Origin of the sequence: Muricoccus roseus (assembly GCF_900141905.1) — a bacterium.
In the GTDB taxonomy this organism is placed as follows: Bacteria; Pseudomonadota; Alphaproteobacteria; order Acetobacterales; family Acetobacteraceae; genus Roseomonas; species Roseomonas rosea.
Window position 1 is genome coordinate 43,972 of sequence record NZ_FQZF01000018.1, and the last position, 24,921, is coordinate 68,892.

Genomic DNA, 24,921 nt, shown 5'->3' on the forward strand with positions numbered 1-24,921 from the left:
TCATGTCGGACACCATTCAGGTCGGGGTCTTCGCGGGCATGTCGCGGGCGGCCCTGGAGGGCTACCGCACGCGCCTGCAGGAAGCCCTGCTCACCTTCGGCCTGGGCGAGAAGACCGTCACCGTCAGCTACACCCAGGGTACCGGCGCCCGCAGCGTGACCTTCTCCGCGACCGACGAGGAGAAGATCCGGGGCATCATCCGCCAGATCAACGCCGCCCTCGGCATCCGCCGCGGCGCGCGCAGCGTGGTCTTCCGGTGAGCCGGAAGCGCGAGGCGAAGGCGCTCCGCAAGGCCGAGCTCGGGGGTGGCCGCCCCCGGGCCCAGGGCCCGGGAGGCAGCTATGCCCCGGGCGGCCTGGCCGGAGGCTTTGCCTACGACGCGGCGAACCTCTTCGGGCAGGAGACGTCGGAGTGGCAGCCCTGGCTGCGCTCCCCGGATGCCGAGATCAATCAGGACCGCGACCGCATGGTCGCGCGCTCCCGGGACCTGGACCGCAACGACGGCTGGGTCACCGGCGGCGTCACCCGGATCCTGGACAGCGCGATCGGCAGCCAGTTCCGCTTGGTGGCGAAGCCGGACTACCGGGCCTTGCAGGCCTATAGCCGCAGCTTCGACGCGGTCTGGGCCGACGAGTTCGGCCGGGCCGTAGAGGCCGAGTACCGCATGTGGGCGGACGATACCGGGAAGTGGTGCGATGCCGCCCGGCAGCTGACGATGACGCAGCTCTACTGGCTGGCCCTGCGTCACAAGATCCTGGACGGCGAGGCCTTGGGCGTCATGCTCTGGACGCCGGAGCGGGTCGGGCTCGGCGGGGCGCGGTACAACACCACGGTCCAGCTGCTGGACCCCGACCGCCTGTCCAACCCCTACCAGCAGGTGGATACGCCGAATCTGCGCGGCGGCGTGGTTCTGGACGATCTCGGCGCCGCGACCGGCTACCACATCCGTCGCGCGCACCAGGGCGAGAACTTCGCCGCGATCGAGAGCATGATCTGGGACCTCTTCCCGCGGGAGACCCCTTGGGGAAGGCCGGTCACCATCCACGACTGCGACCTGAGCCGGCGCGGTCAGCACCGCGGGGTCGGTATCCTGGCGCCGGTCCTATCCCGGCTGAAGATGGGCTCCCGGGCCGATCGCGCCGAGCTGGCGCAGATGCTGCTACAGACGATCTTCGCGACCGTCATCCAGAGCCCCTACGACGAGCAGGACGTCCTCTCCTCGGCCGAGGATGAGGGAGAACTCAGCGCCTACCAGCAGCTGCGTATGCAGCACGCGAAGGAAAACCCGATCGCGGTCGGCGGGGTGAAGATCCCGCGCCTGGCGCCGGGCGAGGAGCTGAAGGCCATCACCTCCACGCACCCCAATTCGGGATTCGTGGACTTCCAGGCGCACGTGCTCCGGGCCTTCGCGGCTGCGTCCGGCCTGTCCGCCGAGCAGGTCTCCTGGGACTACTCCAAGACCAACTACTCCTCCGCCCGGGCCGCCATGCTCGAGGCCTGGAAGACCCTGATCCGGCGCCGCGACAACTTCGCGGTCGGCTTCGCCAACCCGATCTGGGGCTGCCTTCTCGAGGAGATCATGGACTCCGGCCGCGCCCCGCTACCGCGCGGCGCGCCGTCCTTTGTCGAGATGAAGACGGCGTACATGCGCTGCAACTGGATCGGCCCGGCCCGCGGCTGGGTGGACCCGGTCGCGGAGCGCCAGGGCGCGGTTCTCGGCATGGAGGCGGGCTTCGGCACGCTCGAGCAGGAGAGCGCGGAGCAGGGCCGGGACTACGAGGAGAACCTCGATCAGCGCCAGGTCGAGATCCGCATGATGAAGCAGCGCGGGCTGCCGCTGCCGCAATGGGCGGCCGGCCCGCCCAACCAGCCGCAGGGCGGCAGGAACGACAGATGATGCCGCACGCCGTGCTGAGCCGTCGCGGGGCCTTCGGCCTCGCGGCGCTGCTCTCCCTCGTTCGCCCGCCGCCGAATCCCGTGGCCTTGCCCAGGGCATTGCGGGCGAGGTGCTGGAGCTCCGCAGCTTCGGTGAGGGCATCTGCCTGGACCCCTGCGGGCTCGAACCGATCCGGCCCCAGCCCGTCGCTGGAGCTGCGCCTCCCCGCGTTCCCAGCGAAGGCGATTCCGCCAAGCTGGCAACCGCGCGGGAGCCTGACCCGGGGGTGGCACGCACCGTGGGGCTGGGACACGCTGGAGAACGTCTGGTGACCCCGTTCCCACACCTCGCCCAGCGCCTGTTCAACGTCCCGATCGCCATCCACCCGCAGAAGGCGGAGGTGGTCATGGCGGCCCTGGCGGACCGTCTGGGCATCGCCAGCATGTTCCGCGGCGGCGAGCTCATCTCGCTCAAGCCGCAGGCCTTCGACGATGAGGAGATCGGGGGGCCATCCTCCCGCTCAGGGCGCCGGGAGCGGGACCAGGGCTATGATCTGGTGGGCGGCATCGCCGTCATCCACGTCACCGGCACCCTGGTCCAGAAGCTCGGCACCCTGCGGCCCTACTCCGGCATGACGGGGTATGACGGCATCCGCCTCGCGCTGCTGGCTGCGATGCAGGACCCTGATGTCCTGGCGATCGCCTTCGACATCGATAGCCCGGGCGGCGAGGTCGCCGGGTGCTTCGACCTGGTCGACGTCGTCTACCGGCTGCGCGGCGAGAAGCCGATGTGGGCCATCCTGGACGAGAACGCCTTCTCGGCCGCCTACGCCCTGGCCAGTGCCTGCGACCGCATCACCGTGCCGCGGACCGGCGGCACGGGCAGCGTGGGGGTGATCGGCATGCACGTCGATCTGTCCCAGGCCCTGGGAAAGGCGGGCATCACCGTCACGATGATCCGTCACGGCGAGCACAAGGCCGAGGGGAACCCCTACGAGCCCCTCGGGAAGGACGCCCTCGGCCGCATGCAGGCCGACATCGACACGATGGGCGAGCTGTTCATCGACACCGTGGCGCGGAACCGGGGCCTGAAGGCCTCCGAGGTCCGGGCCACCAAGGCCGGCACCTTCCTGGGGGATGCCGGACTGAGGGCCGGATTCGCCGACGTGGTGAGCTCGCCCGGCGCCGCCTTCCGCGCCCTCCTCAACACCCTCTGACCCGCGCCGCCCCTGGCGGCCCTTCCTCCCTGAGGTCCTGATGTCCCGTACCCGCAAGACCCCGGCGGCGGCAGCGCCCGCGCGCCGCAAGGCCCGCTCGCGCGACGCCGTCGCCGATGCCCTGGTGCCCTTCGCCCATCTGATGGAGCCCGGCGCCGACGCCCCGGCCCAGCCCCGCGCCAAGGCCAAGCGCGCCGAGGACGACGATCGCCGCGAGGACGAAGACGAGCAGGAGGAGCGCAGCCGCGCCCGCCGTGCCCGTCGCGCCGAGGAGGACGACGACAGCGGCGAGGACGACGATGAGGATCGCCGCGAGAGCGCTGAGGAGGACGAGGGCGAGGAGGAGGACGGCGATGAGGAGCGCGATCGCGCCCGCGGCCGCCGCACCGCCGCCGCCGACGACGAGGAGTCCGAGGAGGACGACGAGGAGCAGGACGAAGAGGACGAGCGGGACCCGAAGGCCCGCGCCGCGCGGTCCCGGGAGCGTGCCCGCTGCGGCCGCATCCTCGGCTCCAAGGCCGCCGCCGGCCGCGCCGCCGCCGCGGCGAACCTGGCCTGCAACACCACCATGAGTGCGAAGGCGGCCATCCGGCTGCTCGGCACCCTGCCGAAGCAGCAGGCCGCGGCCCCGGCACTGGGTCAGCGGATGGCCGACTTCGGCAACCGCCCCTCCGCGTCCGAGGCACCCGCCCCCGACCGCAAGAAGGCCGTCGCGGCCTCCTGGGACGCCGCCATGCAGCGCGCCGGCGTCTCCCCCCGCGGCTGATCAGGAAGACCCGAGCATGCCCACCGCCCCCGTCCTGTCCGAGGGTTTCTACCCCGGCCACTTCCTCGTCTCGCAGGCCAACGGCTTCCGGTCGCGCGACACCATCACCATCGCGAACACGACCGGCGCCCCGGTCACGCTGCAGGCCGGCCTCGTGCTGGCGAAGCTGACCGCGAACGGGAACTACGTCCCCTACGACAACGCCGGCAGCGACGGCAGCGAGGTGGCCGCGGCCATTCTCTTCGCGACCGTCACGGTCCCGGCGAACGGAACCAAGCGCGGCGCCGGCGTCACCCGCGCGGCGGAGGTGAACGCCTCCGAGCTGCTCTGGGACGCGAGCGTGGACGCGGCCGGCAAGACCGCTGGCCTCGCCGACCTGCTCGCCCTGGGCATCGTCGCCCGCTGAGCTCGGCGCCCGCCGCCGGCGGGCGCTTGCCCCTCCACGACCGGCTCGATCGGTCCCCGGCGCGCCGTGACGGCGGCCGTCCCCTCTCCGGGAACCTCCCTCACGATGAGCATTCTCAACGTCTTCAAGAACGACGCCTTCTCCACCGTGGAGATGACCGCGGCGGTCGAGCGCACCCCGTTCAAGCCCGCCGGGCTCGGCACGCTGGGCATCTTCGAGGACAAGCCGATCCGCACCACCGCGCTCGCCGTGGAGGAGCGCGACGGCATCCTCACCATCATCCCGACCTCCGAGCGCGGCACCGCGCCGAAGCCCCGCAAGACGGAGAAGCGCAAGATGCGCTACTTCGAGGTGCCGCGGCTGGCGGCCGACGACACGATCTTCGCCTCCGAGCTCCAGGGCATCCGCGAGTTCGGCGAGGAGACGGTGCTGATGCAGATCCAGGCGGAGGTGGCCCGCCGTGTGGCCGGCCCGACGGGTCTGACGTCCAACATCGAGTACACCTGGGAGCGGCACCGCCTCGGCGCCGTGCAGGGCAAGCTCCTCGATGCGGACGGGTCGGTCCTCTACGACTGGTTCGAGGAGTTCGGGGTCACCCAGCCTTCTGAGATCGCCTTCGATCTGAAGGGCGCCAGCACGGCCGGCACGCTGCGCAAGAAGTGCGCGGGGGTGGTCCGGGCGATGCAGCGTGCCTCGAAGGGCGCCTGGACGCCGAACACCCGGGTGCACGCGATCGCCGGCGATGCCTTCTGGGACGACTTCGTCTCCCATCCGGACGTGGTGCAGACCTACGCCAACTGGAACGCGGCGGTGGAGCTGCGGGGCGGCACCGCCTTCTCCTCCATGCCCTTCGGCGACATCGACTGGCAGAACTACCGCGGCTCGGACGACAATTCCGAGATCGCCGTGGCGCCCGATGAGGTGAAGTTCTTCCCGGTCGGCGCCCCGGGCGTCTTCCAGCGGGCGCTGTCGCCGGGCGAGAGCTTCCAGTGGATCAACACCCTGGGCAAGCCGGTCTACATCCAGATGATCCTGGACAAGGACCGGGACCAGTGGGTGAAGGCCGAGGCCTACTCCTACCCGCTGCACATCTGCACCCGCCCCGAGATGCTGCTGCGCGGCAAGCGCGGCGCCTGACGGCGCCGTGCCCGTCGACATCGAAGGCCTCCTGAACGGCGCCGTCCGGGCGGCGTTCGGGGAGCCCATCACCTACCGCCCCAAGGCCGGCGGGGAGCTTCCGCCCGGTCTCCACGGGGTCTTCGATCGGACGCAGGTCGAAGCCCTGATGGGGGAGGCTGTCGCCCTCAGCTCGGTCCCGAAGACCTGGCTCGGGGTCCGCCAGGCCGATTTCCCGCCCGGCTTCGAGCACAGGCAGGGTGACCGGGTCCTGATCCAGGGCCGCACCTTCGCGGTCGTGAACCCGCTGCCCGACGGGAAGGGCTGGGTCTACCTCGAGCTGGGAAGCGCCACCTCATGAGCGCCACGCATCGCGCGGCCATCCGCGACAAGGTGACGGAGATCCTCCGCGCCGGTGTCGCGGAGGCGGCCGGACGGGTCTTCCGGGCTCGGACCTGGCCGCTGCAGGGCGGCGACTATCCTGGCTACCTCGTCTACGGCTGGGAAGAAGAGCTGAAGCGCTCCGGCGGCACCGCGCAGCAGACCTATTTCGAAGCCCGCTTCCTCCTCGCCGTCGAGGCACGGGTCTCGGACGAGTCCACCGATGCCGAGGACGTCGAAGCCCAGCTCGAGCGCCTCACTGGAGCCGCGCGCGACCTGGTCCTCACCTCACCCGAGCTGACCGGCGGTGACACCCGGATGATCGAGCGCTTCGACGCCGTGAAGACGACCCTCGGCATCGACACCCGCAACTCCGAGCTCGCGCTCGGACGCGGCCTGGTCGTCTTCGAGGTGGTCTGGCCCGAGGTCTTCGAGACCGCACGCCCTGAACCCGACTGCGGCTGCGAGGAATCGAGCCTCGCCTTTCGCCCGGTCCCCGCATCTCCGGCCCCGTAGGAGCCCCCCATGTATCTGAAGCCGAAGGAGGGCATGTCCGTGCCCGACCCGGTCCTGCGCGACTTCCTGCCGCCCGAGGGGCGGCTGGTCGAGCCCTCCGAGCACTGGACCCGCATCGTCCGCGACGGCGACGCCGAGCTGGTCGAGCAGCCGGCCGCGCCCGTGGATGAGGGGAGCGACGCCTGATGATCGGCTTCACCCAGATCCCTCAGGGCGGGAAGGCGACGCTCTTCTTCGCCGAGGTGGATAACTCCCAGGCGAACAACCTGACCGCCGGGTCCCTGCGGACCCTGATCATCGGCCAGAAGAACGCCTCCGGCGACATCGCGCCGAACCTGCCGGCCCTCCTCGAGAGCGTGCTCTGGCTGCAGGGCCGCGCCGGCCGGGGCTCCATGCTCGCGCTGCAGGCCGAGTTCTATCGCAAGCGCGACACGACCGGCGAGACCTACGTGCTGCCGCTGTCCGACAGCCCCGCCGGGGTCGCCGCGACCGGGAGCATCGCCGTCTCGGCGCCGCCGACGGCAGCCGGCACGGACACGCTCTACATCGCCGGCCGCCGCATCCAGTACGCGGTCGCGGCCACCCAGACCACGGCCCAGGTCGCCGCGGCCATCTCGGGCGCGATCAACGCCGCCCCCGATCTGCCGGTGACGGCCGCGGTGAGCACCAGCACCGTCACCCTGACCGCCCGCGCCAAGGGTGAGGCCGGTAACGACATCCAGATCGTGCGCAACTTCCTGGGCACCCTGGGTGGGGAGAACGCGCCGGCGGGCCTCGCCATGACGATCACGCCCATGTCGGGCGGCTCGGGCAACCCGGACCTGGCGGCGGCGCTCGCGAACCTGAACGATGACGCGTTCGAGTTCTACGTCATGCCCTATACGGACACGACGAGCCTGAACGCGCTGCGGGACCACATCGCGGCGCGCTGGTCCTGGGACAAGATGCTCTACGGCGGCGCCTTCTCGGCGCTCCGTGCCACCCTCTCCGGCGCGACGACCTTCTCGGCCGCGCGGAACGACCAGCACATGGTGTGCGTGCCTGTGAATGGCTCGCCCACCCCCTCCTGGTTGATCAGCGCGGGTCTGGCGGGCAGCTGCGCGGCGAGCGTGCGGGTGGATCCCGGGCTGCCGCTGCATGGCCTGCCCCTGGACATGCTGCCGCCGCCCCGGGAGCTCCGCTTCGGGATCGGCGAGCGCAACATCCTGCTGAACAACGGCATGGGCGCCTTCGTGGTGCAGGCCGACGGCACGGTGCTGACGGACACGCTGGTGACCACCTACCGCACCAACGGGCAGGGCGCGCCGGATGACAGCTACCTCTACCCGGAGCGGCTGTACTGCCTGGCCGCGGCGATCCGCCGCCTCAAGAACGGGGTGACCAGCCGCTTCGGCCGCTTCAAGCTGGCCTCCGCTGATCAGCGCCCGCGCCCCGGCTCGCGCATCATCACCACCAGCATCATCCGCGACTTCATCCTCGGCGAGTACCGCCGCATGCAGGATGACGGGCTGGTGCAGGAGTATGACCGCTTCGCCGAGGCCCTGGTGGTGGAGCGGAACAGCGCGAACCGCTGCCGCGTGGACGGCCTGCTGCCGATCATCCCCATCGACCAGTTCCGCCAGTTCGCCGGGCTGGTTCAGTTCCGCCAGTCCACGGGAGCCTGATCCATGGCCTACCAGCCCGGTGCCCTCGCGGGCACCTCCTACCTGACCGTGGGCGGCCTGGCGCTGCCCGTCGTGTCCGGCGTCGGCTACGGCGTGTCGCGCTCCCAGAAGGAGACCCTGACCGGCCAGGACGGCGTGCACGGCTTCTCGGTGAAGCCCATCCCGGGCTTCATCAAGGCCGTGGTGCGCGACATCGCCGAGATCTCCGTCGCCGAGTTCGAGGCGATGGAGGACGTGCCGGTCTCCCTCGAGCTCGCGAACGGCAAGCGCATTTCCGGCAACGGCATGTGGTGCGTCGGCGCGATCGAGGTGAATTCGGACGAGGCCACGATCGAGCTCCGCTTCGAGGGCCCGGACGTCGAGGAGACCTGACATGCACGATGACGACGCGATCCTCGATGTCGACGTGATCGAGGAGATCCCGCCCAAGCGGATCAATTTCCCGGCCATCGAATTCGCCGGGAAGAAGTACGACCGCCTGGTGCTCCGCTCGCCGACGGCGCAGGCCCTCGATGAGGCCGAGGCCAAGAGCGTCCAGTCCACCTCGATCGCCGGCGCGGTGCATCTGATCCATCGGGTCAGCGGCCTGCCCCTGGGGGTATGCCTCCAGCTGGACCCGCGCGTGCTCCACCTGGCCGGGGCCTATTTCGAGCGTTTTACGCCGCCCGCCCCGAAGGCGGGTGGGGACGCCTAGCAGGCCACGTAACCATGGCCTGCGGCTTCGGGCCGCAGGACTGCCTGAACATGACGCCGGCCACCCTGCTCTGGTGGGCCCGGCGCGCGGCCGAGAAGGGGCGCCTCTGAGATGACCGCCTCCTCTGTGGGTGCGCTGAGCGTCACGATCAGCGCCGTAGACGCGCTCAGCAAGCCGCTGCTGGCCATGCGGCGCGGGGCGATCGACCTCAGCGCCGGCTTCGCCAAGCTCCGCGCCGAGACGAGCCGGGGCTTCGGCTTCGACCGCCTGCGGACAGGGGCGCGGAGCGCCGCCGAGAGCCTGTCGGCGATCGTCCCCTCTCTCTCGGCCATCACGGCGGCCGGGAGCGTGGTCGGCGTCTACCGGCTGGCCGACGGCTGGGCCCGGATGGGCGCCAACCTCGGCCGGGTGGCCTATCGCACCCGCACCGCGGTGCCGGATCTGAATTCCCTGCAGGCAGCCGCCAGGATCGCCGGTTCCTCGGCCGAGGACATGGCGCAGGGCCTGGAAGGCCTCGGCGACGCGATCACGGACGCCATGGGCGGCCGGGACGACACGGCCATGATGTACCTCCGCCAGCTGAGGGTCAGCCTCAGGGATGCGAACGGCCAGGCGCGCACGGCGGCCGACGTTCTGCCCGAGGTCGCCGGCGCGCTCGAGGGGATCGGCAATCCCGCCCTCACGGCTCGCGTCATGGCGGCGCTTCGCCTGCCGCCGGGCCTGCTCCCGCTGATCGTCCGCGGGCGGCGAGGGCTGCGGGAGCTCCGTGAAGAGGCGGACCGCTACGGCGCCACGAGCGAGGAGGGGGCCCGCGCGGCGCGGCAGTTCGAGGAGGCGCAGGGGCGCCTGAGCCTGGCCGGCCAGGGCCTGGCGAACACGCTGGCCGCCCGCCTCGCGCCCGTCATGGTTCCCCTCATGGACCGCTTCGGCACCTGGCTGGCCATGAATCGCGAGTGGGTGGGGTTGAAGGTGGACCAGGGCATCGGCCTGGTCGCCGACGGATTCAATGCCATGCCCTGGCAGGCCATCAGGGAGGGCGCCGGCCATGTCGGCGAGATCGCTCGCGATCTAGGCCAGATCGGCTTTCCGGAGGGCTTCGGGCGCGAGCTGGGCGAGATCCTGCGGACCTGGAATTCCTGGTACCAGAGCGTCCGCGCGTTCTCCGAGAGCCCGCTCGGCCGCTGGTTCTTCGACAGGGACGCGAGCAGCGCCGGGCAGGGCAAACGCTGGAGCCTCTCAGGCCCCATTGGGACGCTGCCCGAGGGCGACGCCGCGGCGGCGGCGGAAGAGCGGCAGCGCCGTGCCGAGACGGATGGGCAGGACTACATCCCTCGGCGCCGCGACGACTGGCTCGGCCGTCAGTGGAACGGCCTTCTGGATGCTGGGCGCGAGAGCGCCGCGCGCCGGCAAGGCGCCGCGGCAACGGCACCCGGCACGCTCGATGATGCCGATCGCGGCTGGAGGGCGTGGCGGCAGGTGGGGGAGAACCTCGCTGCCGTCTTCGGCCTCGTGAACCGGCCCGAGCGCATCACGGGTCTCGCGCCGGGGCACACGCGCCGCCAGGCGCAGGACGATCTCCCCGCCGGCGATGTGACCGGCCGAGAGGGGGGTGCACCCCGCGGGATCCGCAACAACAACCCGCTGAACCTTTCCTACGTCCCCGGCCAGCAGGGGCTGGATGCGTCCCGTCCACATGATGGGCGGTTCGGCCGCTACGCCACGATGGAGGCCGGCATCGCCGCTTCCGTCCGGCAGATGCAGATCCACGCCCAGCGACGCGGCGCTGACACGCTCGGCAAGATGATCACCCTCTGGGCGCCACCTCAGGACCGGAACGACACGGCCGGCTACATCCAGCGCGTCGCTGCCGAGACGGGCCTGGACCCCAACGCCCGTATGGACTGGCAGGACGCGGGGGCCCTCCGCCGCGTCGTCGGCGCCATGGCGCGGATGGAGAACGGGCGGGGGGTGGATGCCGGCCAGATCGAGCGGGGCGTTGCCCTCGGCCTCGGTCGGCCCGCTGCAGCGTCGAGCGGGCCTGGCCAGGGCGTCGCCCCGCCCGCCGCAGGCCCCTCCGGAGCTGGAGAAGCCCGCCCGGGCATGGACATCCGCGTGCGGGTGGAGAGCCCCCTCCCGACCACTGTCACCACCCGAACCTCCGATGGGCAGAGCAGGGTCGTTCGGCCTGAGCTGGGGACCACCCCATGAGCTGGCAGGACAGCCTCCACCCTGCCTCCTGGCGGGGCCTCTCCTTCGGGGTGTGGGCGCTGGAAGGCCGCTTCGGCCGGAACCTGGCCGTGCACGAGTACCCCTTCCGGGACTCCATCACGATCGAGGATCTCGGGCGCGCCGGGCGGCGCATCCGCATCACCGGCTTCCTCGTCGGCGACGACGTCATCGAGCGCGAGAGCGGGATGATCGCCGCGGCCGAGGAGGAAGGGCCGGGGCCGCTGGTGCACCCGACGCTCGGCGAGCTCGAGGTGCATTGCCAGGAGCTCGCGCCGCTCTGGCGCCACGACCTCGGTCGCGTGGTGGAGCTGACCTTCAACTTCCTGGAGCCCGGCAACCAGCTGGGCGGCCTCAAGGCCGTCGAGGATCTCGGCGCATCGGTCGGAAAATGGGCCGATGAGCTGGACCTGGGCGCCGCAGCCGACTTCGTGAAGGGCGCCGGCAGTGCCCTGCAGCAGGGTGTCGACGTGGTTCGGCAGGTTCGCCAGACGGTGTCCGGCTGGACCTCAGTTGCCTCCCGCCTCATCGGCGACGCGCGCAGCGCGCTGGGCGTCGTCGGGGCCGTGGTCCCCGGCCTCGACCGCACCCTCGGCCGCTTTGCGAGCGGGCTGCGGAGCCCGCTCGGCCAGGTGAACCGGGTGTTCTCGACCGTGGACGGTGCGGTGTCGCGCCTGATGAGCTCGCGCCGGGCGGTGACCCGAGGCGTGGAGCGGATCTCCAAGCTGGTGGACCTGCTGTGAGCACCCTCTCCGACCTGGCAGCGGCGGCCCAGGATCTCGCCCGCCTGGTGCGGGACATGGCCCTGGACCCGGCCGACGCCATCCGGCTGCTCACCCCACTGGCGGCCTGTGCCGCGGATCAGGCGGCGGCCGGGGACGCGATCGGCAGGGCCATGACGGCTGCCCAGGCCGCCTCGGCCGCGCTGTGCCGGCGAGCGGCCCTCGCCGAGCTCGGCCGGGCCGTGGCCCAGGCGGAGCCCCGCTCGTGGGACGAGACTGTCCAGCTGCGCGACCAGGTCTGTGCCCTGCTGGATGCCGAGATCATAGTTGCGGCGGACGCCGGAGAGGACCGCTCCTATGCGGCGCTCCGGGGCCTGCGGGACGCGGTCGCGCGCCGGCTGAACGCCAAGGCCGGGGGACTGCCACGCCTGCGCACCGTCGAGGTGCCGCAGGCGGAACCGGCGCTCGTGCAGGCGTTCCGCCTCTACGGCGACGTCACCCGGGCGGATGAGGTTTCGGCCTATGCCGCGGCTGAGGACCCCAACTTCATCGTCGGGACCTTCATGGTCCGCGGAGCCTGAATGCCTGCCCGAGATGGTGACCTGAAGCTGCTGGTCGATGGCCAGGAGCTGCTCGGCTGGCAGGAGGTGCGCGTCACGCGGGGGCTCGAGCGGACTCCGCCCGACTTCCTGCTGCAGGTGAACGAGCGTTTCCCGGCAGGCAAGGGCGTCATCGCCAAGCCCGGCCTGAGCTGCGTGGTGAAGATCGGGGATGACACGGTCCTGACGGGCTGGGTGGATCGCTACACCCCGGGCGTGAACAAGCGCTCCGGCTCCCGGCGAACCGTCTCCGGCCGCGGCAAGACGCAGGACCTGGTCGACTGTTCCGCGTATCTGCGCGGCCTGGCCAACCAGGTCAGCAATGCGCCCACCCGCCAGGTCATCGAGCAGCTCTGCGCACTCTTCGGGATCGAGGTGGACGCCCGGGACGGCGACGGCCAGGTCGTGCCGCAGTTCAACGTCATTCTGACCGAGCGCTGCTGGGACATCGTGGACCGCGTCGCGCGGCACTCCGAATTCCTGGCCTATGAGGGCACGGACGGCCGGCTGATCCTGACCAAGCTGGGCAAGGACACCATGGCCAGCGGCTTTCGCGAGGGGATCAACGTCGAGGACGCTGATGTCTCCTTCGCCTACGATCAGCGCTACAGCCTGTACGAGGCCGTCACCATCCCGACGGAGATCCTGGGCGACACGGCCCGGGCCCTGAATTCGCCGGATTACAACCTCCGCGCCCGGGTCACGGATGACGCGATCGGCGTCGCAGAGCCGACTAAGGGCAAGCGCTTTCGCCCGCTCGTGCTGATCGCCGAGACCATGCAGAACGGGGTCGATATAGCCCTCAAGAGGGTCCAGTGGGAGCGCGCGCGCCGCATCGGCCGCTCGCAGGCCGTGACCCTCGTCTGTGATTCCTGGCGGGATGCAGCGGGGCGGCTTTGGGAGCCCGGCTTCCGGGCCCCGGTGCATCTGCCCAGCCTTGGCCTGCTCGACAAGGAATGGGTCATCGCGGAGGTGACGTATCGGCGCGGGTCCCAGGGCACGCTGACCGACGTCACCCTCATGCCAGAGGACGCCTTCCTCCCGGAGCCCATCCTGCTGGCCGCCTTCGACGCGCAGCTGGACGCCGCCCTGAACGAGAGGGGCATGATCGAGGGCGGGGGAGGGCCCATCCCATGAGCGGCACGGTGGAGCGTCTCTACGGGCGCCTGATGTCGGTCGTGGGCATTGCCAGGATCAGCGCCTCCAAGGTGCTCGGCGGCAGCGGCGTGCGCCGGTACCAGTGCCGCTTCGATGGGGCGGAGGTCCGCGACGGCACGCCTTCGGTGCAGCAGTACGGCCTTACCTCCCGCGCGAAGGTCGGCGCCGACGCCGTGGTGATCTTCGTCGGCGGCAATCGCGGATCCGGCGTCATCATCGCGACCAACGATCGCCGCTACCAGCTGGAGCTGGAGGAGGGTGAGGTCGCGATCCATGACGACCTTGGCCACAAGGTGCATCTCAGCAGGACGGGCATCCGCATCGACGGGGGCGGGCACAACCTGACCATCACCGGCGTGCCGAAGCTGCTGCAGGACGGCGACATCGAGGCGACCGGGGACGTGAAAGCCGGCACCATCAGCCTGCTCGAGCACAAGCACACGAGCGTCATGCCCGGCGGCGGCCAGTCAGGCCCGCCTACGCCCTGACAGGCGGCGCCTGCGCATGCCGGGCAAAGAGGAACCTCATGGAAGGCGATTTCGCGATCGTCTGGGATGCCGAGCGCACCCAGGGCGACTGGCAATTCACGGCCAATGGCGAGCTGCTGACCGCGCCGGCCCTCGAGACCGCGGTGATGATCAGCCTCTTCACCGATGCCCGGGCAGCAGACGACGACAAGCTGCCGGCTGGCAGCACGGACCGACGCGGCTGGTGGGGCAACACCGTGGACCAGCAGCCGATCGGCTCCCGCCTCTGGCTCCTCCGCCGGGCCAAGCGCGAGCCGGAGACCCTGCGCCGCGCGCGCCGCTACATCGAAGAGGCCCTTGCCTGGCTGGTAGAGGATGAGGTCGCAGCCCGGGTCGAGGTCGAGCCCGTGTGGAGCACCCCGACCGGCATGGCTGCCTCCATCATCATCCATCAGGGCGAGGGCTTGCAGGCCGCGCTCCGGGCCGAATGGGCCTGGCAGGGGATCTGACGAATGGCCTTCGAGCGACCGACCCTGACCGCCCTGGTGCGGCAGGCCCGGGAAGACATGGCCGCGATCGTCGGCGGCGTGGTTCTCCGAGCCTCCCCCCTCGCCATCATGGCGAAGGCCATGGCGGGGCTGGTGCACGGCCTCTACGGCTATCTCGACTGGATTGCCCTGCAGGCCACGCCCTTCACGGCTACCGGGGCCTTCCTGGTCGCCTGGGGCGCTCTCGTGGGCGTCCTGCGCAAGGATGCCGCCACGGCCACAGCCCAGGCGACCTTCACCGGCGCGCCGGGCAGTCAGGTGCCGGATGGGACCCGCCTGGCTAGGTCAGCCGACGGGCTGAGCTACCGCACGACCGCCCTCGGCACCGTGGGCGCCAATGGGACCGTGACCCTGCCGATCGAGGCCGAGGAGGCCGGGGCGGTCGGCAATGCGCTGCAGGGCGCCCAGCTGGCCCTCAGCGGCGCCCTCTCCGGCGTGACCTCCGCCGCCACGCTCGCCACGCCGGCGACCGGCGGGGCCGATGAGGAGGGCGAGGAGGCTTTCCGCGCCCGCATCCTGGCTCGCTATGCCGAGCCGCCCCAGGGCGGGGCACCGAGCGACTACACGCGCTGGGCCATGGAAGTCGCAGGTGTCACCCGCGCCTGGGTGGCACCCAGCGGCGCCGGTGCCGGCACCGTCGTGGTCTACGTCATGCTGGACGACGCGCAGGCGGCCCATGACGGCTTCCCGCAGGGCACGGACGGCGTCGCGGGTGCCGAGACGCGTGGGATCGCCGCCACGGGCGACCAGCGCATCGTGGCGGACCACCTCTTTCCGCTTCGCCCGGCCACGGCCCTCGTCCATGTGGTCTCGCCGATTCCCTATCCGGTCGACATCACCATCTCCGACCTGGCGGCGGACAGCTCCGCGACGCGCGCAGCGATCGAGACTGCTCTCCGCGCCATGTTCCGCCGCGAGGGCAGCCCGGGCGGCACGATCTACCAGAACGACCTTTTCGCCGCGGTCGATGGGGTGGACGGGGTCGAGCGCTTCACCCTGAGCACCTCCTCGATCACGCCGCCAACCGGTCATCTGCCGGTGCTCGGCACCCTGAGCTGGGCCTGACCACATGCCCCTGATCGAGCGCAACGCGGCAGATCATGCCGCGATCCTGGGTGCGCTGCTGCCCCAGGGAGCCGTCTGGCCCGGCGGAGGCACGACCGCGATCGGGCGGGTCTGCCGAGGCATCGCGACCAGCGCAGCCCGCTTGCACGCTCGTGCCGGTGCGCTGCTGGCCGGCGCCTTTCCGGCGACCGCCTACGACCTGCTGCCGGAATGGGAGCTCTCCCTCGGCCTGCCGGACCCTTGCGCCGGCCCAGCGCCGTCCCTGCAGCTCCGCCGCGCGCAGGTGACCGCGAAGCTGACGGCGCGCGGGGGCCAGAGCGTGCCCTACTTCGTGAACGTCGCGGCCCGGCTCGGCTACAGCGTCAGCATTGTCGAGTACGCGCCGGCCCGCCTGGGCGCCATGCGGCTCGGCTCGCGCCTGAACGATGAGCGCTGGGCCCATGTCTGGGCGATCCGTGCCCCGACGACCACCGTGCGCTCCTTCCGCCTCGGCGTGAGTGGCCTGGGGGAGCGCTACCGCGACTGGGGGAACACGGTCCTCGAGTGCGAGATGCGGCGCCTGTCACCTGCCCACACGACCCTTCTCTTCCAGTACTCCTAGGAGACGCCATGCGCCTCATCGCGAACGGCACGCAGGTCGGCATCCTGCCGGCTGTGGCCGCGCCTGTTGGCACGCCCGGCTACGGCACCAACGGCAACCCGGCCGCGGGCCAGGAAGCCACGATCCTCGATGCCGATGTGGTCAACATCGTCCTCGCCGAGCTCATGGCCGTCCTGCAGGCGGTCGGCATCGCGCCCGACAACACTGGGGCGGACAAGACGCAGCTGCTGCAGGCGCTCCGCTCCCTGATGGGCCGCCAGATGGTGGTCTATGCCTCGAGCGGCAGCTGGACGGTCCCGGCGGGCGTCACCCGCATGCGGTTCCGCATCTGGGGCGGCGGCGGCGGCGGGGGCGGCTCGGCCAATGCCAACAGCGCCGGCGCCGGCGGCGGCGGGGCCGGGTTCACCGAGGGATGGGTCGCCGTCACACCGGGCCAGGTGCTGTCCATCCAGGTCGGTGCGGGCGGCGCCGGCGGCGTGCCTGGGGCAGCGGGCGGGGCGGGCGGCGTCAGCCTGGTCGCCGGCATCGCCTCGGCCAACCCCGGCGCCGGCGGTGCCGGTGGGAATGGCGCCATTGGCGGCCCCGGCGGCGCCGGCGGCACCGCGGCCGGCGGCACCTTCAACCAGGTCGGACAGGGTGCCGGCACTGGCTTCGTGACCGGCGACGGCGGCGTCCTCAGCGGCGGCGGCGGTGCCTCGTTCGGCTCCTCACCCCCGGGCGGGGCGGCGAGCTCGGCGACTGTCCCCCAGAACGGCAGTCCGGCGGCCATGCCCGGCGCCGGCGGTCCCGGCGGTGTCGCCGGCGGAGGCGGCGGAAACGGCGCCCCGGGCCTCGTGATCGTGGAGTGGTGAGCATGGCCACCTATGCATTGATCGCGACGCAGAGCCTGTCTCTGCCCCAGGCGGATGGCAGCATCCTCGAATTCGAGGCGGGCGAGGTCGTGAACGTCATTCTCTGGAACCCAGCGGACGAGTTCCACCCGGACGAGGGACTGACCCTTGTCGAGATCGCCAGCACCACGCGGGTGATCGATCGCCAGCTGGTCGAGTGATCAGCGGCCGGCGCCACGTCCCCGGCCCCTAACCAGCACCCACACGCCATCCGACACCGGCACGACCGTGCGCCCCCGGGGTGCGCGGCGATGCCGCGTGCCGGCCTGCCGCTCCCTGGAGAGGTGAACGATGTACGTTGTCCCGAAGCCGGGCCTCAAAGTTTCGGACCCTGCGCAGGGCGACTTCCTTCCCGAGGCCGGCCGCGCCGTCGCGACCAGCGAGTACTGGCGCCGCCGCGCGAAGGACGGCGATGTCACGATCCTGCCCGACGAGGAGGGGCTACCCGCTCAGGTCGCGGACATCGTCGCGGCGGGGACCACGGCCGAGCGGCCGGTCCTCCTCCGGGAGGGCATGTTCCGCTTCAACCGCGACACCAAGCGCTTCGAGGGCGTCGGAGAGGTCGGCCAGGGCTGGGCGGCATTCGGCAGCGGAGCCGAGGCCGTGGCCGCGGCCGAGGCCGCGCGCCAGTACCGCGACGAGACGCAGGAGACGGCGGCGCCAGTGGCGGCCGCCGCAGGGGCAATCGTCGGCCTGGACGGCCGCCTGGCCGCCGCCGAGCAGAAGGTCGCTGGAAGCCTCACGCCGGACGGTCTCCGCACGCAGGGGCCGAGCGTCGGCTGGGGCGGAGGCCTGCTCCGCACCATCACCGGCCTGGTCCGGAACGGGATCTCCATCACCTACGCCACCCTGCTCGATGGCTTCTCCATCTTCGAGTACGGCCCCAAGCACTTCGCCGCCGGCGGCCTCATGGTGCAGCGCCTGGCGGACGGCGGCTGGACTCTGTCCGGCCCGCGCGGCGTGATCCTCTCCTGGGGCCCGACGGGCAAGATCACCTATTCGGACCTGCCGGTCCGCTCCATCAGCATGCCCGGCATCACGCTGGTGCTGCGCTACCTGGACGGCAGCTTCCTGGGCTTCCGCCTGACCAAGGGCGGCTACCTCCGCCGCGCGGATTATCCCGCCGAGGACAGCATCACGGGCGGTGGATCCTCCTCCGCCTTCACCGATGCGGAAATGGCCGCGTTCGCGGCAGAGGCCCGCGCCTATTCCGACAAGGTGCGCCGCCGCGTCGTGGATCTCCGCAAGCCGACTGCCGGGCTGGAGCTGTTCATCAGCTATGGCCAGTCCCACGCCGCCGGATGGGAGACGTGGCCGGCGCTCTCCAAGAACGACCTCCTCTACGACAACCTGATGATGGGGATGGCGGTCCATGGCTGGGGGACGGCCACCTGGAACCCGCTGGGCGGCTCCGCGACGCTGACGCCGCTCAAGGCCACCGTCATGAGCGGCACCAACACCGTCATGACGGATGCCGAGGTCGCGGCGCTTCCCTTCGGGGCGAGCAACCTCGGCGAGACGCCGCTCGAAGGCTTCGCTGCGCAGTTCCGGGCTGCCTGGCTGCGGGCCCGCGGCAAGCCCGGAGGCGACCCGACGAATCGCTTCGTCTTCGCCTCCACGGGTGTGGGCGGGATGAGCGTCGCGGAGCTGATGCCCGGCGCCTCACCCAACCGCTTCGGGCGCTTCCAGGCGGCCATCGCAGCGGCCAAGGCTCAGGCCGCGGCTGCGGGCCTCACCTTCGGTGTCGGCGGCATCCTCTACAGCCAGGGCCAGCAGGACTATGCGATCGGCACCAGCTTCTCCGCCTATGTGACCGGCCTGACCAACCTCATCGCCGCCATGCGGGCCGAGGTGGCGTCCCAAGTGCCGGGGCAGACGGGCATCGTCCCGATCTACCTGATCCAGACGGGCGGCCAGTACACGAGCGACAGCCAGCAGCTGGCGATCGCCCGCGCCCAGATCGAGGTGGCCCGCACCGTCCCCGGCGTCTTCATCGCCGCCAATGACCAGGCGGTGCCGGACAAGGACGACCACCTGACCAGCAACGGCTCCCGCATGAGCGGGTGCACGGCCGGCAAGGTGGCAGCCAAGACCCTGATCGACGGCGAGGGGTTCGAGTGCACTCGCGTCATCCGGTGGACGGTGCGCGGCCGCACCCTGGTCGGCCTGATGCATCTGCCAGAAGGAGAGGTGAAGGTCAGCACCGCGTATGTCGGTCGCGCGCCCTCCGGCATCGAGACCTCCACCAGCCGTGGCATCTATGCCGAGGACGGCGCGGGTGTGCTCCCGATTGAGAGCACGCAGTTCGAGCGCGGGCGCCTGGTCGTCGCGACGCTCGGGCGCGATCCCGTCGGCACGGTCACGGTTTGGGTCGGGCGCGCGGGTGGGGCTGGCGCGCCGATCTGCCTCTCCGACAGCGACAGCACGCCGATCGTCTACCGCTACGAGTACACGGCCGGCTCCGGCCAGACCGCTGACGAGAACATCGCCGACCTCGTGGGCCTCTCCTACCCGTCCGAGAACCTGTGCCTGGCCGATGTCCAGGCCGCCACGGCCGCATAGGCCCGGAGCCCTGACATGAGCTTCAGCACCACCCTCCTCGAGGTGGCCGGCACGCCCAACCCGGCCGAGACCAACGGGATGATCCCGGACATCCGGCTGGCGGGACTGCGCGCCATCTACAAGCTGGGCGGCCCCGCGCTGCCCGGCGAGACGCTGGCCCAGCGCGAGGAGCGCAGCCGCCTCAACCTGCTCAACCCGGCCGGGCCCAAGCTGCAGGTGATCGGCACGCCGCAGCTGACCGATACGGGCATGATCACCACGGCCGGGACGCACTACTTCGACACGCTGCTGACCGAGACCACCAACTTCACCTATGCCGTGCTCGCGCGCTACGCGGGCGCCGGCGCCATTTGCCCGTTGGTCAGCAACTATGGGAGCCCGGGCACCGCCTACGGCACCGCCCTCTATTACGGGGATGTCGCGGCCTCCGGGGCGCCCGGAATCATGCAGGGCAACATCCGGTGCGGCTATGCCACCCTCAACTCGGGGGTGCAGACCTTTGCCAGCACCGGAAACCTGATCGACACGAACGTGTCGGACTGGAGCCTGTTCTTCGGGATCGGCCACGCGGGTACCGGCGCCACGGCGAAGGACCTACTGGGCACGGCGAGCCGCCCAGACGGCAATACCAACCCGCGTGGTGCTGCCGGCTCCGGCACGCTCCTGATCGGCTCGCACCGGCATACGACCGGCAACGGCGGCAAGAGCGAGATCTTCCTCGTCACGATCTGGGAGGACCCGGTGAACCTGCTGGCCGAGCAGCTGCAGTTCGCTGCCTGGGCTCGCGCACTGGGCACGAAATCCTCCCTCATCCTGCCGCCGGCCTGAGCGGCCTCGGCACCACCTATCGGCAGGAGCGGACACGCTTGACCAACATCATTCTCGCCGGCTCCGCTGCCGTCATTCCGAACGGCGCGGCGACCAGCTCCGGCATGGACATTCGCCAGCGGCCTCTCTCCTGGCTGCTGCTTCCGAGCGACTGGCCGGCGGGTGTCGCGCTGACCGTTCAGGCGGCAGTCACGGAGACCATGCCAGCGGCCGGCAGCGCCGACTGGAAAGACGTGGTCGATCGCTACGGCGCGGCCATCACCCTGGCGGGGGCTGCGGGGCAGATTATCGCGATCGAGCCCGGGCTCATCATGGGCTTTCGCTGGCTGCGGCTGAAGGCCGCGGCAAACCAGCTCGCCGAGCGCTCCATCCAGTGGGGCGGGTGGTACCTCTAGGTGCTCGCCGCTCTCCCGATCCTCATGCGACGGCAGGGTGTGCGGCGGCTGGTCGGGCCTAGCAGCTTCGCGGGTCAGATTGCCCGCGCCTCCGCCGCGAATGCCCGCCCGATCAGCGGGGCTGGCTGGGAAACCTACGGCGTCAACGCCCTCCGCCGCACCGGGCCTGCGCGCCGCGCGCTGATCGAGGGCCTGCAGCGGCCCAACCTGCTGCTGAACTCGGCAGCCCTCGCGACGCAGTCCGTGGCTGTCACGGCCCAGGCCTACACCTTGTCCTTCGAGGGCACCGGGAGCGTGACCCTGTCCGGGACCGCTGCTGGTGTCCTGGCCGGCACCGGGGCGAATGACCGCGTCTTCCTGGTCTTCACGCCGCCCGCCGGCACGCTGACGCTCACCGTCGCCGGCGACGTGCGCTTCGCGCAGCTGGAGCCGGGAACCTTCCCCACCTCCTGGATCACCACGGCGGGCGTGGCTGCCACCCGTGCGGCCGACTTCGCCAGCTTCACGGTCCCGGCCGCCCAGGGCACGCTCTACGGTACCTTCCTGCTGCCAGTGCTGGCCGCCGCCTATCAGGCTGTGATCAGCGTGACCGACGGTACCACCGCGAACGGGATCTGGTTCCGGGTGGCGACCGGCGGCGCGATTGTGGCGCAGGGCCAGCGTGCCGGGAGCAACCTGCAGGACGCCGCGAGCGGGTGGGTGCAGGCGAACACCCTCCACCGCTTCGCCATGAGCTGGGGCCCGGCGGGATGCTTCATCACCATCGACGCCCGCCTGCCGCTCTCCTTCGCCGGCCTGCAGCTGCCAATCGGTCTGAACCGGGGGTGGATGGCCTCCCGCAATGGGGACGCGGTTTTCCCCTCCGTTGTCGAGTTCGACAGCCTGGGACTGCTGACGGTGCAGCGCACCGGTGCGCAGCTCCAGGCCTTGGCCGCCTAAAGGTGCACCCATGAGCGAAGCCCTGATCGATCACGCCTGGTATGGCCCGCCCGCTGCTATGGCGGCTGCCCTGGTGGGCCAGGTCAACGTCATCGGCCCACTCGTGCTGGACGGGGTCGCCTACGCCACTGTGCGGGCGCCCGAGCCGCTCCCGCTGCCCCCTGGGGTGCTCACCATGGGCCCGCAGCTGTCCCGGGTGCTGCACGGCTCCTGGATGGGCGATGTGCCGCCCGAGGTGACCAACTTCCAGGCCCATACCGCCCTCCACCATGCCGGCCTCTTCGACGGCGCGGCCGCGGCGGTTGAGGCCAAGGCGGCCGCGATGGAGGAGGCCGGCGACACCCTCGGCGCGGTGACGCTCCGGGAGGCTTGGGACAAGGCCTCCTTCATGCGCGCCAGCCCCCTCATCGCGGACCTCGCCGTCGGCCTGCAGCTCACCGAACAGCAGCTGGACGACCTGTTCCGGGCCGCCGCCGCTATCAGCGTCTGATCAGACGGGCCTCGCGCGACCATCGAGCTCGCCCCGCCCGCTCACAGGAATCCACACATGCCACGTCAGGACCCGCCCGCAGGCGGCCCTTCGCCATGGCTGACGCTCATCGTCGCCGCGGCGGGGTCGGTGTTGCTCATCAGCTCTAACCTCATCAGCTCGGGCCGGGAGAGCGGCGCGCTCGCGACGGAGCTGAAGTCCGTCCGCGAGGAGCTCGCGACACTCCGGACGGGCCTGGCCGCCGCGACCGCGGCCGCGGGCGCCGGCCGGGCGGAGGCCCGTGCTGACCTCGCCGCGCTCTCCGTCGACATCCGCGCCCTCGACAAGCTGGTGGTGGAGCTGCGGGCGACGCAGGCCTCGGCCGAGCGGCGCTGGGAGGAGGCGAACCGGGTGCAGGACGATCGCCTGCGAGCCTGGGGCGATGTGGTCACCAACATGCGTGACGCACTAGTCCAGAACGGGCTGCGGCTAAACCCCACGCCCCGCCGCAGCGGCAGCTTCACCCTGCCGGCGCCCTCCCTGGAGCTGCGCCCGGTTCCCTGGGTCCTCCCGATCCGGACCCACCTCGAGGCGCCGTAGCCGCCTCTCCAAGCCCCTCCTCGAGCCCATCAGCCCCCGCCGAGCTCACGCCGGCGGCGCCGCCGCGCGTCCGCGGCCCGGAGATCTCCATGCCCGAGCTCATCAGCGCGCTCGCCGCCCAGGCGCAGGCCTATGCGACCGAGCTGCTCTTCACCCTGGCCCTGGCCGCCGCCGGCGCCGTGTGGCGCTCCCTCAAGCGGGCGGCGCTCGACAAGGCCGCCGCCCTGAAGGCCCGGGCCGAGGCTGCGGAGGCGGAGGAGCGGGAGAAGGCCTCCGCCCTCGACCGCCTGGCCGCGATGGGCCTGCGCGCCGGCCTGCAGCTGTTGGCCGTCATCCAGGAGGACCCGCAGGCGGCGGAGAAGATCGCCGCGGCGGAGGCGAAGCTCTCGGCCGACCTGGCCGCCGCCGGCCGGCATGCGCTCGACCTCCTGAAGAGCACCAACCCGGCCGAGATCCGCAACCTGGTGCTCGGCAGCACCCAGCAGCTGATCGAGGAGCGCGCCAGGACGGCGATCGGCGCCGGGCTGAACCCGGCCGAGGTCACGGGGGCGCTGTCCGGCGCCCTGACCCGCCTCCGCGGGCTGGCCGGCTGATGGCCGGGCAGGGGCGGGGGCTGACCCCCGCGGACCGCGCCCGCGCCGCCATGGCCCTGGGCGTGGACGTGCCGACGGTCCAGACGGTGCTGACGGTCGAGACCGGCAATGCCGGCGGCTTCCTCGCCGACGGCCGGCCGCGCATCCTCTTCGAGGCGCATCTCTTCAGCCGGGCAACGAAGCGGCGCTGGGACGCCAGCCATCCGCGCATCTCGGCCCAGCCCTGGGACCGGCGCCTCTACGCCGGCGGGACAGGGGAGTGGCCGCGCCTGGAGCAGGCCGCCTCCCTGGACCGCGCTGCGGCGCTCTCCAGCGCCTCCTGGGGCCTGGCGCAGATCCTGGGCTCCAACCATGTCGCCTGCGGCCACGAGGACGTGGAGTCCTTCGTCGCGGCCATGCGGGAGAGCGAGGGGCGGCAGCTGGACGCCTTCGTGGGCTTCATCATCCACGAGGGCCTGGCGCCGCTGCTGCGCGCCCGCGCCTGGGCGGCCTTTGCGCGGCGATACAACGGGCCGAGCTACGCCCAGAACGCCTATGACCAGAAGCTCGCGGCCGTCTATGCGGACCTGGCCGGCACGCCCGCGCCGGCGCTGCCCATCGTCGGCATGCTGCGAATCGGCATGGAGGGCGAGGCAGTTCGCCGCCTGCAGCGCGCGCTGAACGGCCTCGGCCGCCGGCCTCCGCTGGTGGTGGATGGCGACTTCGGCGGGGTAACCCAGCTGGCGGTGCAGCAGTTCCAGGCCGCGCGCGGGCTGCAGGTGGATGGGGTGGTCGGGCCGGTGACGGCGCGGGCCCTGGGCCTGTAGGTCCTCAGGCCGCTTCCTCCACCTCCAGCACCACGCGCTGCCCCAGCGCGCGCAGCGCCGCCTCGAGCACCTCGAAGCGGCTGCCATGGGTGGGATCGAGCAGGCGGCGCGCCTCCTTCTCGTTCTTCCCCAGGCGGCGCGCGAGCTCCACGTTGCTGATGCCCTGCGCCACCTTCGCGGTGTGGAGCGCCAGCTTGGCGGCCGCCATGGCCGGCACAGGCACCAGGTGTGCGCCCGCCACTTCCGACGGCGCGGGGAGCGGCTGGCCTCGATCGACGTAGAAGCTCAGCGCCGCCACCAGGGCGTCCTGGGCCATGTCCAGCGCCTCGGCCTCGTCCTCCCCTTGCGTCAGGGCTTCTGGCACATCGGGGAACGAGACGCTGAAGCCACCCTCGTCCTCGGGCGTCAGCACGGCGGGATACGCGTAGCGCATGGGGGTCACTCCTCCAGGTCCGCTGGGGTGATGCCCAGCTGCTTCAGGATGGCGCGGTGCAGGCCAGTCTTGAGGTCCACCGGATGCCGGGGGATCACCGTGGAGAGGCCGTTCAGCGTCAGCTTCGTGTGGCGCCCGCCTTCCTTCACCTCGATCGACCAGCCGCGCTTCGTGGCGAGGCGGTTGAGGCGGCGGAGGAGGTCGGCGGGCTTCATGAGGATGGTATCGGACATTCGTGTCCGAGCGTCAAGCTTCTTCGGGCAGATTTGTCCGATTTAAGCCACGGCGACACGCGATTGCCAGCCGTCTAGAATTCGCTGCGGGCCAGAGCCAATATCGGAGCCCTCGGCGACGTCCGCCGCGCAACCGGCGCGGGGGCCCAGGC

Annotated in this window: 32 protein-coding genes; 30 read left to right on the forward strand and 2 right to left on the reverse strand. The window is 71.5% G+C overall.

The window, feature by feature from the left end; genetic code table 11:
* The first annotated feature begins 2 nt into the window (after nt 1–2).
* The 30 genes from BUB97_RS15560 to BUB97_RS15705 all read left to right on the forward strand — a co-directional run bounded on the left by BUB97_RS15560 (nt 3) and on the right by BUB97_RS15705 (nt 24,103).
* The gene (locus BUB97_RS15560) at nt 3–260 is read left to right on the forward strand and encodes a hypothetical protein (protein ID WP_073136343.1); all 258 of its coding nucleotides are present in this window, start codon (nt 3–5) and stop codon (nt 258–260) included.
* The gene (locus BUB97_RS15565; RefSeq protein WP_073136344.1) at nt 257–1,897 is read left to right on the forward strand and encodes a phage portal protein; all 1,641 of its coding nucleotides are present in this window, start codon (nt 257–259) and stop codon (nt 1,895–1,897) included. Before BUB97_RS15560 ends, BUB97_RS15565 begins: the two co-directional genes overlap by 4 nt.
* Nucleotides 1,898–2,204: 307 nt before the next feature.
* Nucleotides 2,205–3,092 (forward strand): S49 family peptidase, encoded by an 888-nt coding sequence (locus BUB97_RS15570; protein ID WP_073136346.1) that lies wholly within the window; start codon nt 2,205–2,207, stop codon nt 3,090–3,092.
* A gap of 40 nt (nt 3,093–3,132) precedes the next feature.
* On the forward strand, nt 3,133–3,858 hold the full coding sequence (locus BUB97_RS15575; protein WP_073136347.1) for a hypothetical protein: 726 nt from the start codon (nt 3,133–3,135) through the stop codon (nt 3,856–3,858).
* A 16-nt stretch (nt 3,859–3,874) separates the two neighbouring features.
* Nucleotides 3,875–4,264 (forward strand): head decoration protein, encoded by a 390-nt coding sequence (locus BUB97_RS15580; RefSeq protein WP_073136348.1) that lies wholly within the window; start codon nt 3,875–3,877, stop codon nt 4,262–4,264.
* Nucleotides 4,265–4,369: 105 nt separating this feature from the next.
* Nucleotides 4,370–5,401: a major capsid protein gene (locus tag BUB97_RS15585; protein ID WP_073136349.1), complete on the forward strand. Its 1,032-nt coding sequence runs from the start codon at nt 4,370–4,372 to the stop codon at nt 5,399–5,401.
* Nucleotides 5,402–5,408: 7 nt separating this feature from the next.
* On the forward strand, nt 5,409–5,741 hold the full coding sequence (locus tag BUB97_RS15590) for a head-tail joining protein (protein WP_073136351.1): 333 nt from the start codon (nt 5,409–5,411) through the stop codon (nt 5,739–5,741).
* The gene (locus BUB97_RS15595; RefSeq protein WP_073136352.1) at nt 5,738–6,277 is read left to right on the forward strand and encodes a hypothetical protein; all 540 of its coding nucleotides are present in this window, start codon (nt 5,738–5,740) and stop codon (nt 6,275–6,277) included. The genes BUB97_RS15590 and BUB97_RS15595 overlap by 4 nt, the downstream gene beginning before the upstream one ends.
* A 9-nt stretch (nt 6,278–6,286) precedes the next feature.
* Nucleotides 6,287–6,463 carry a DUF2635 domain-containing protein gene (locus BUB97_RS15600; RefSeq protein ID WP_073136353.1) on the forward strand — a complete coding sequence of 59 codons (177 nt, stop codon included), beginning with the start codon at nt 6,287–6,289 and terminating at the stop codon, nt 6,461–6,463.
* Complete coding sequence (locus tag BUB97_RS15605; RefSeq protein ID WP_086062240.1) at nt 6,463–7,941, forward strand: phage tail sheath subtilisin-like domain-containing protein; 1,479 nt, start codon at nt 6,463–6,465, stop codon at nt 7,939–7,941. The genes BUB97_RS15600 and BUB97_RS15605 overlap by 1 nt, the downstream gene beginning before the upstream one ends.
* A gap of 3 nt (nt 7,942–7,944) precedes the next feature.
* Nucleotides 7,945–8,313: a phage tail tube protein gene (locus BUB97_RS15610; RefSeq protein ID WP_073136356.1), complete on the forward strand. Its 369-nt coding sequence runs from the start codon at nt 7,945–7,947 to the stop codon at nt 8,311–8,313.
* Between the two features lies 1 nt (nt 8,314).
* Nucleotides 8,315–8,635, forward strand: a complete 321-nt coding sequence (locus BUB97_RS15615; RefSeq protein ID WP_073136358.1) for a phage tail assembly protein — start codon at nt 8,315–8,317, stop codon at nt 8,633–8,635.
* A gap of 111 nt (nt 8,636–8,746) precedes the next feature.
* Nucleotides 8,747–10,843: a hypothetical protein gene (locus BUB97_RS15620; protein WP_073136359.1), complete on the forward strand. Its 2,097-nt coding sequence runs from the start codon at nt 8,747–8,749 to the stop codon at nt 10,841–10,843.
* Nucleotides 10,840–11,604 (forward strand): DNA circularization N-terminal domain-containing protein, encoded by a 765-nt coding sequence (locus tag BUB97_RS15625; RefSeq protein ID WP_073136361.1) that lies wholly within the window; start codon nt 10,840–10,842, stop codon nt 11,602–11,604. The genes BUB97_RS15620 and BUB97_RS15625 overlap by 4 nt, the downstream gene beginning before the upstream one ends.
* Nucleotides 11,601–12,164, forward strand: a complete 564-nt coding sequence (locus BUB97_RS15630) for a hypothetical protein (protein ID WP_073136362.1) — start codon at nt 11,601–11,603, stop codon at nt 12,162–12,164. Before BUB97_RS15625 ends, BUB97_RS15630 begins: the two co-directional genes overlap by 4 nt.
* A complete protein-coding gene (locus tag BUB97_RS15635) occupies nt 12,165–13,319 on the forward strand; it encodes a phage baseplate assembly protein (protein ID WP_073136364.1) in 1,155 nt (384 codons plus the stop codon).
* A complete protein-coding gene (locus BUB97_RS15640) occupies nt 13,316–13,828 on the forward strand; it encodes a phage baseplate assembly protein domain-containing protein (protein ID WP_073136365.1) in 513 nt (170 codons plus the stop codon). The genes BUB97_RS15635 and BUB97_RS15640 overlap by 4 nt, the downstream gene beginning before the upstream one ends.
* Before the next feature lie 38 nt (nt 13,829–13,866).
* Nucleotides 13,867–14,316 carry a phage GP46 family protein gene (locus BUB97_RS15645; protein WP_073136367.1) on the forward strand — a complete coding sequence of 150 codons (450 nt, stop codon included), beginning with the start codon at nt 13,867–13,869 and terminating at the stop codon, nt 14,314–14,316.
* A gap of 3 nt (nt 14,317–14,319) precedes the next feature.
* A complete protein-coding gene (locus BUB97_RS15650) occupies nt 14,320–15,420 on the forward strand; it encodes a baseplate J/gp47 family protein (RefSeq protein ID WP_073136369.1) in 1,101 nt (366 codons plus the stop codon).
* 4 nt (nt 15,421–15,424) lie between these two features.
* Nucleotides 15,425–16,021 (forward strand): YmfQ family protein, encoded by a 597-nt coding sequence (locus tag BUB97_RS15655; RefSeq protein WP_073136371.1) that lies wholly within the window; start codon nt 15,425–15,427, stop codon nt 16,019–16,021.
* 8 nt (nt 16,022–16,029) lie between these two features.
* Nucleotides 16,030–16,872 carry a glycine-rich domain-containing protein gene (locus BUB97_RS15660; RefSeq protein ID WP_073136373.1) on the forward strand — a complete coding sequence of 281 codons (843 nt, stop codon included), beginning with the start codon at nt 16,030–16,032 and terminating at the stop codon, nt 16,870–16,872.
* 2 nt (nt 16,873–16,874) lie between these two features.
* Nucleotides 16,875–17,072, forward strand: a complete 198-nt coding sequence (locus BUB97_RS15665) for a hypothetical protein (protein WP_073136374.1) — start codon at nt 16,875–16,877, stop codon at nt 17,070–17,072.
* Between the two features lie 130 nt (nt 17,073–17,202).
* Complete coding sequence (locus BUB97_RS25880) at nt 17,203–19,473, forward strand: DUF2635 domain-containing protein (RefSeq protein WP_073136376.1); 2,271 nt, start codon at nt 17,203–17,205, stop codon at nt 19,471–19,473.
* Nucleotides 19,474–19,488: 15 nt separating this feature from the next.
* A complete protein-coding gene (locus BUB97_RS15675; RefSeq protein ID WP_073136379.1) occupies nt 19,489–20,301 on the forward strand; it encodes a hypothetical protein in 813 nt (270 codons plus the stop codon).
* A 38-nt stretch (nt 20,302–20,339) separates the two neighbouring features.
* Nucleotides 20,340–20,696 carry a hypothetical protein gene (locus BUB97_RS15680; protein ID WP_073136382.1) on the forward strand — a complete coding sequence of 119 codons (357 nt, stop codon included), beginning with the start codon at nt 20,340–20,342 and terminating at the stop codon, nt 20,694–20,696.
* The gene (locus BUB97_RS15685; protein ID WP_073136384.1) at nt 20,697–21,635 is read left to right on the forward strand and encodes a hypothetical protein; all 939 of its coding nucleotides are present in this window, start codon (nt 20,697–20,699) and stop codon (nt 21,633–21,635) included.
* Between the two features lie 10 nt (nt 21,636–21,645).
* Complete coding sequence (locus BUB97_RS15690; RefSeq protein WP_139281361.1) at nt 21,646–22,125, forward strand: hypothetical protein; 480 nt, start codon at nt 21,646–21,648, stop codon at nt 22,123–22,125.
* A 57-nt stretch (nt 22,126–22,182) separates the two neighbouring features.
* Complete coding sequence (locus BUB97_RS15695) at nt 22,183–22,704, forward strand: hypothetical protein (RefSeq protein ID WP_073136388.1); 522 nt, start codon at nt 22,183–22,185, stop codon at nt 22,702–22,704.
* Between the two features lie 89 nt (nt 22,705–22,793).
* A complete protein-coding gene (locus tag BUB97_RS15700; protein WP_073136390.1) occupies nt 22,794–23,297 on the forward strand; it encodes a hypothetical protein in 504 nt (167 codons plus the stop codon).
* A complete protein-coding gene (locus BUB97_RS15705; protein WP_073136392.1) occupies nt 23,297–24,103 on the forward strand; it encodes an N-acetylmuramidase domain-containing protein in 807 nt (268 codons plus the stop codon). The genes BUB97_RS15700 and BUB97_RS15705 overlap by 1 nt, the downstream gene beginning before the upstream one ends.
* 4 nt (nt 24,104–24,107) lie before the next feature.
* Here BUB97_RS15705 and BUB97_RS15710 read toward each other — a convergent pair whose 3' ends face one another.
* Nucleotides 24,108–24,536 (reverse strand): type II toxin-antitoxin system HicB family antitoxin, encoded by a 429-nt coding sequence (locus tag BUB97_RS15710; RefSeq protein ID WP_073136395.1) that lies wholly within the window; start codon nt 24,534–24,536, stop codon nt 24,108–24,110.
* 5 nt (nt 24,537–24,541) lie between these two features.
* The gene (locus BUB97_RS15715; RefSeq protein WP_073136397.1) at nt 24,542–24,769 is read right to left on the reverse strand and encodes a type II toxin-antitoxin system HicA family toxin; all 228 of its coding nucleotides are present in this window, start codon (nt 24,767–24,769) and stop codon (nt 24,542–24,544) included.
* Nucleotides 24,770–24,921: the final 152 nt, after the last annotated feature.

Excerpts from the sequence above, each read along its gene's own strand:
- BUB97_RS15650 (WP_073136369.1), top strand. The coding sequence starts at position 14,320 with ATGGCCTTCGAGCGACCGACCCTGACCGCCCTGGTGCGGCAGGCCCGG.
- BUB97_RS15695 (WP_073136388.1), top strand. The coding sequence starts at position 22,183 with ATGCCACGTCAGGACCCGCCCGCAGGCGGCCCTTCGCCATGGCTGACG.
- BUB97_RS15595 (WP_073136352.1), top strand. The coding sequence starts at position 5,738 with ATGAGCGCCACGCATCGCGCGGCCATCCGCGACAAGGTGACGGAGATC.
- BUB97_RS25880 (WP_073136376.1), top strand. The coding sequence starts at position 17,203 with ATGTACGTTGTCCCGAAGCCGGGCCTCAAAGTTTCGGACCCTGCGCAG.
- BUB97_RS15625 (WP_073136361.1), top strand. The coding sequence starts at position 10,840 with ATGAGCTGGCAGGACAGCCTCCACCCTGCCTCCTGGCGGGGCCTCTCC.
- BUB97_RS15610 (WP_073136356.1), top strand. The coding sequence starts at position 7,945 with ATGGCCTACCAGCCCGGTGCCCTCGCGGGCACCTCCTACCTGACCGTG.
- BUB97_RS15675 (WP_073136379.1), top strand. The coding sequence starts at position 19,489 with ATGAGCTTCAGCACCACCCTCCTCGAGGTGGCCGGCACGCCCAACCCG.
- BUB97_RS15665 (WP_073136374.1), top strand. The coding sequence starts at position 16,875 with ATGGCCACCTATGCATTGATCGCGACGCAGAGCCTGTCTCTGCCCCAG.
- BUB97_RS15700 (WP_073136390.1), top strand. The coding sequence starts at position 22,794 with ATGCCCGAGCTCATCAGCGCGCTCGCCGCCCAGGCGCAGGCCTATGCG.
- BUB97_RS15580 (WP_073136348.1), top strand. The coding sequence starts at position 3,875 with ATGCCCACCGCCCCCGTCCTGTCCGAGGGTTTCTACCCCGGCCACTTC.
- BUB97_RS15705 (WP_073136392.1), top strand. The coding sequence starts at position 23,297 with ATGGCCGGGCAGGGGCGGGGGCTGACCCCCGCGGACCGCGCCCGCGCC.
- BUB97_RS15605 (WP_086062240.1), top strand. The coding sequence starts at position 6,463 with ATGATCGGCTTCACCCAGATCCCTCAGGGCGGGAAGGCGACGCTCTTC.
- BUB97_RS15660 (WP_073136373.1), top strand. The coding sequence starts at position 16,030 with ATGCGCCTCATCGCGAACGGCACGCAGGTCGGCATCCTGCCGGCTGTG.
- BUB97_RS15640 (WP_073136365.1), top strand. The coding sequence starts at position 13,316 with ATGAGCGGCACGGTGGAGCGTCTCTACGGGCGCCTGATGTCGGTCGTG.
- BUB97_RS15575 (WP_073136347.1), top strand. The coding sequence starts at position 3,133 with ATGTCCCGTACCCGCAAGACCCCGGCGGCGGCAGCGCCCGCGCGCCGC.
- BUB97_RS15690 (WP_139281361.1), top strand. The coding sequence starts at position 21,646 with ATGAGCGAAGCCCTGATCGATCACGCCTGGTATGGCCCGCCCGCTGCT.
- BUB97_RS15585 (WP_073136349.1), top strand. The coding sequence starts at position 4,370 with ATGAGCATTCTCAACGTCTTCAAGAACGACGCCTTCTCCACCGTGGAG.
- BUB97_RS15615 (WP_073136358.1), top strand. The coding sequence starts at position 8,315 with ATGCACGATGACGACGCGATCCTCGATGTCGACGTGATCGAGGAGATC.
- BUB97_RS15560 (WP_073136343.1), top strand. The coding sequence starts at position 3 with ATGTCGGACACCATTCAGGTCGGGGTCTTCGCGGGCATGTCGCGGGCG.
- BUB97_RS15620 (WP_073136359.1), top strand. The coding sequence starts at position 8,747 with ATGACCGCCTCCTCTGTGGGTGCGCTGAGCGTCACGATCAGCGCCGTA.
- BUB97_RS15715 (WP_073136397.1), bottom strand. The coding sequence starts at position 24,769 with ATGTCCGATACCATCCTCATGAAGCCCGCCGACCTCCTCCGCCGCCTC.
- BUB97_RS15600 (WP_073136353.1), top strand. The coding sequence starts at position 6,287 with ATGTATCTGAAGCCGAAGGAGGGCATGTCCGTGCCCGACCCGGTCCTG.
- BUB97_RS15710 (WP_073136395.1), bottom strand. The coding sequence starts at position 24,536 with ATGCGCTACGCGTATCCCGCCGTGCTGACGCCCGAGGACGAGGGTGGC.
- BUB97_RS15635 (WP_073136364.1), top strand. The coding sequence starts at position 12,165 with ATGCCTGCCCGAGATGGTGACCTGAAGCTGCTGGTCGATGGCCAGGAG.
- BUB97_RS15645 (WP_073136367.1), top strand. The coding sequence starts at position 13,867 with ATGGAAGGCGATTTCGCGATCGTCTGGGATGCCGAGCGCACCCAGGGC.
- BUB97_RS15655 (WP_073136371.1), top strand. The coding sequence starts at position 15,425 with ATGCCCCTGATCGAGCGCAACGCGGCAGATCATGCCGCGATCCTGGGT.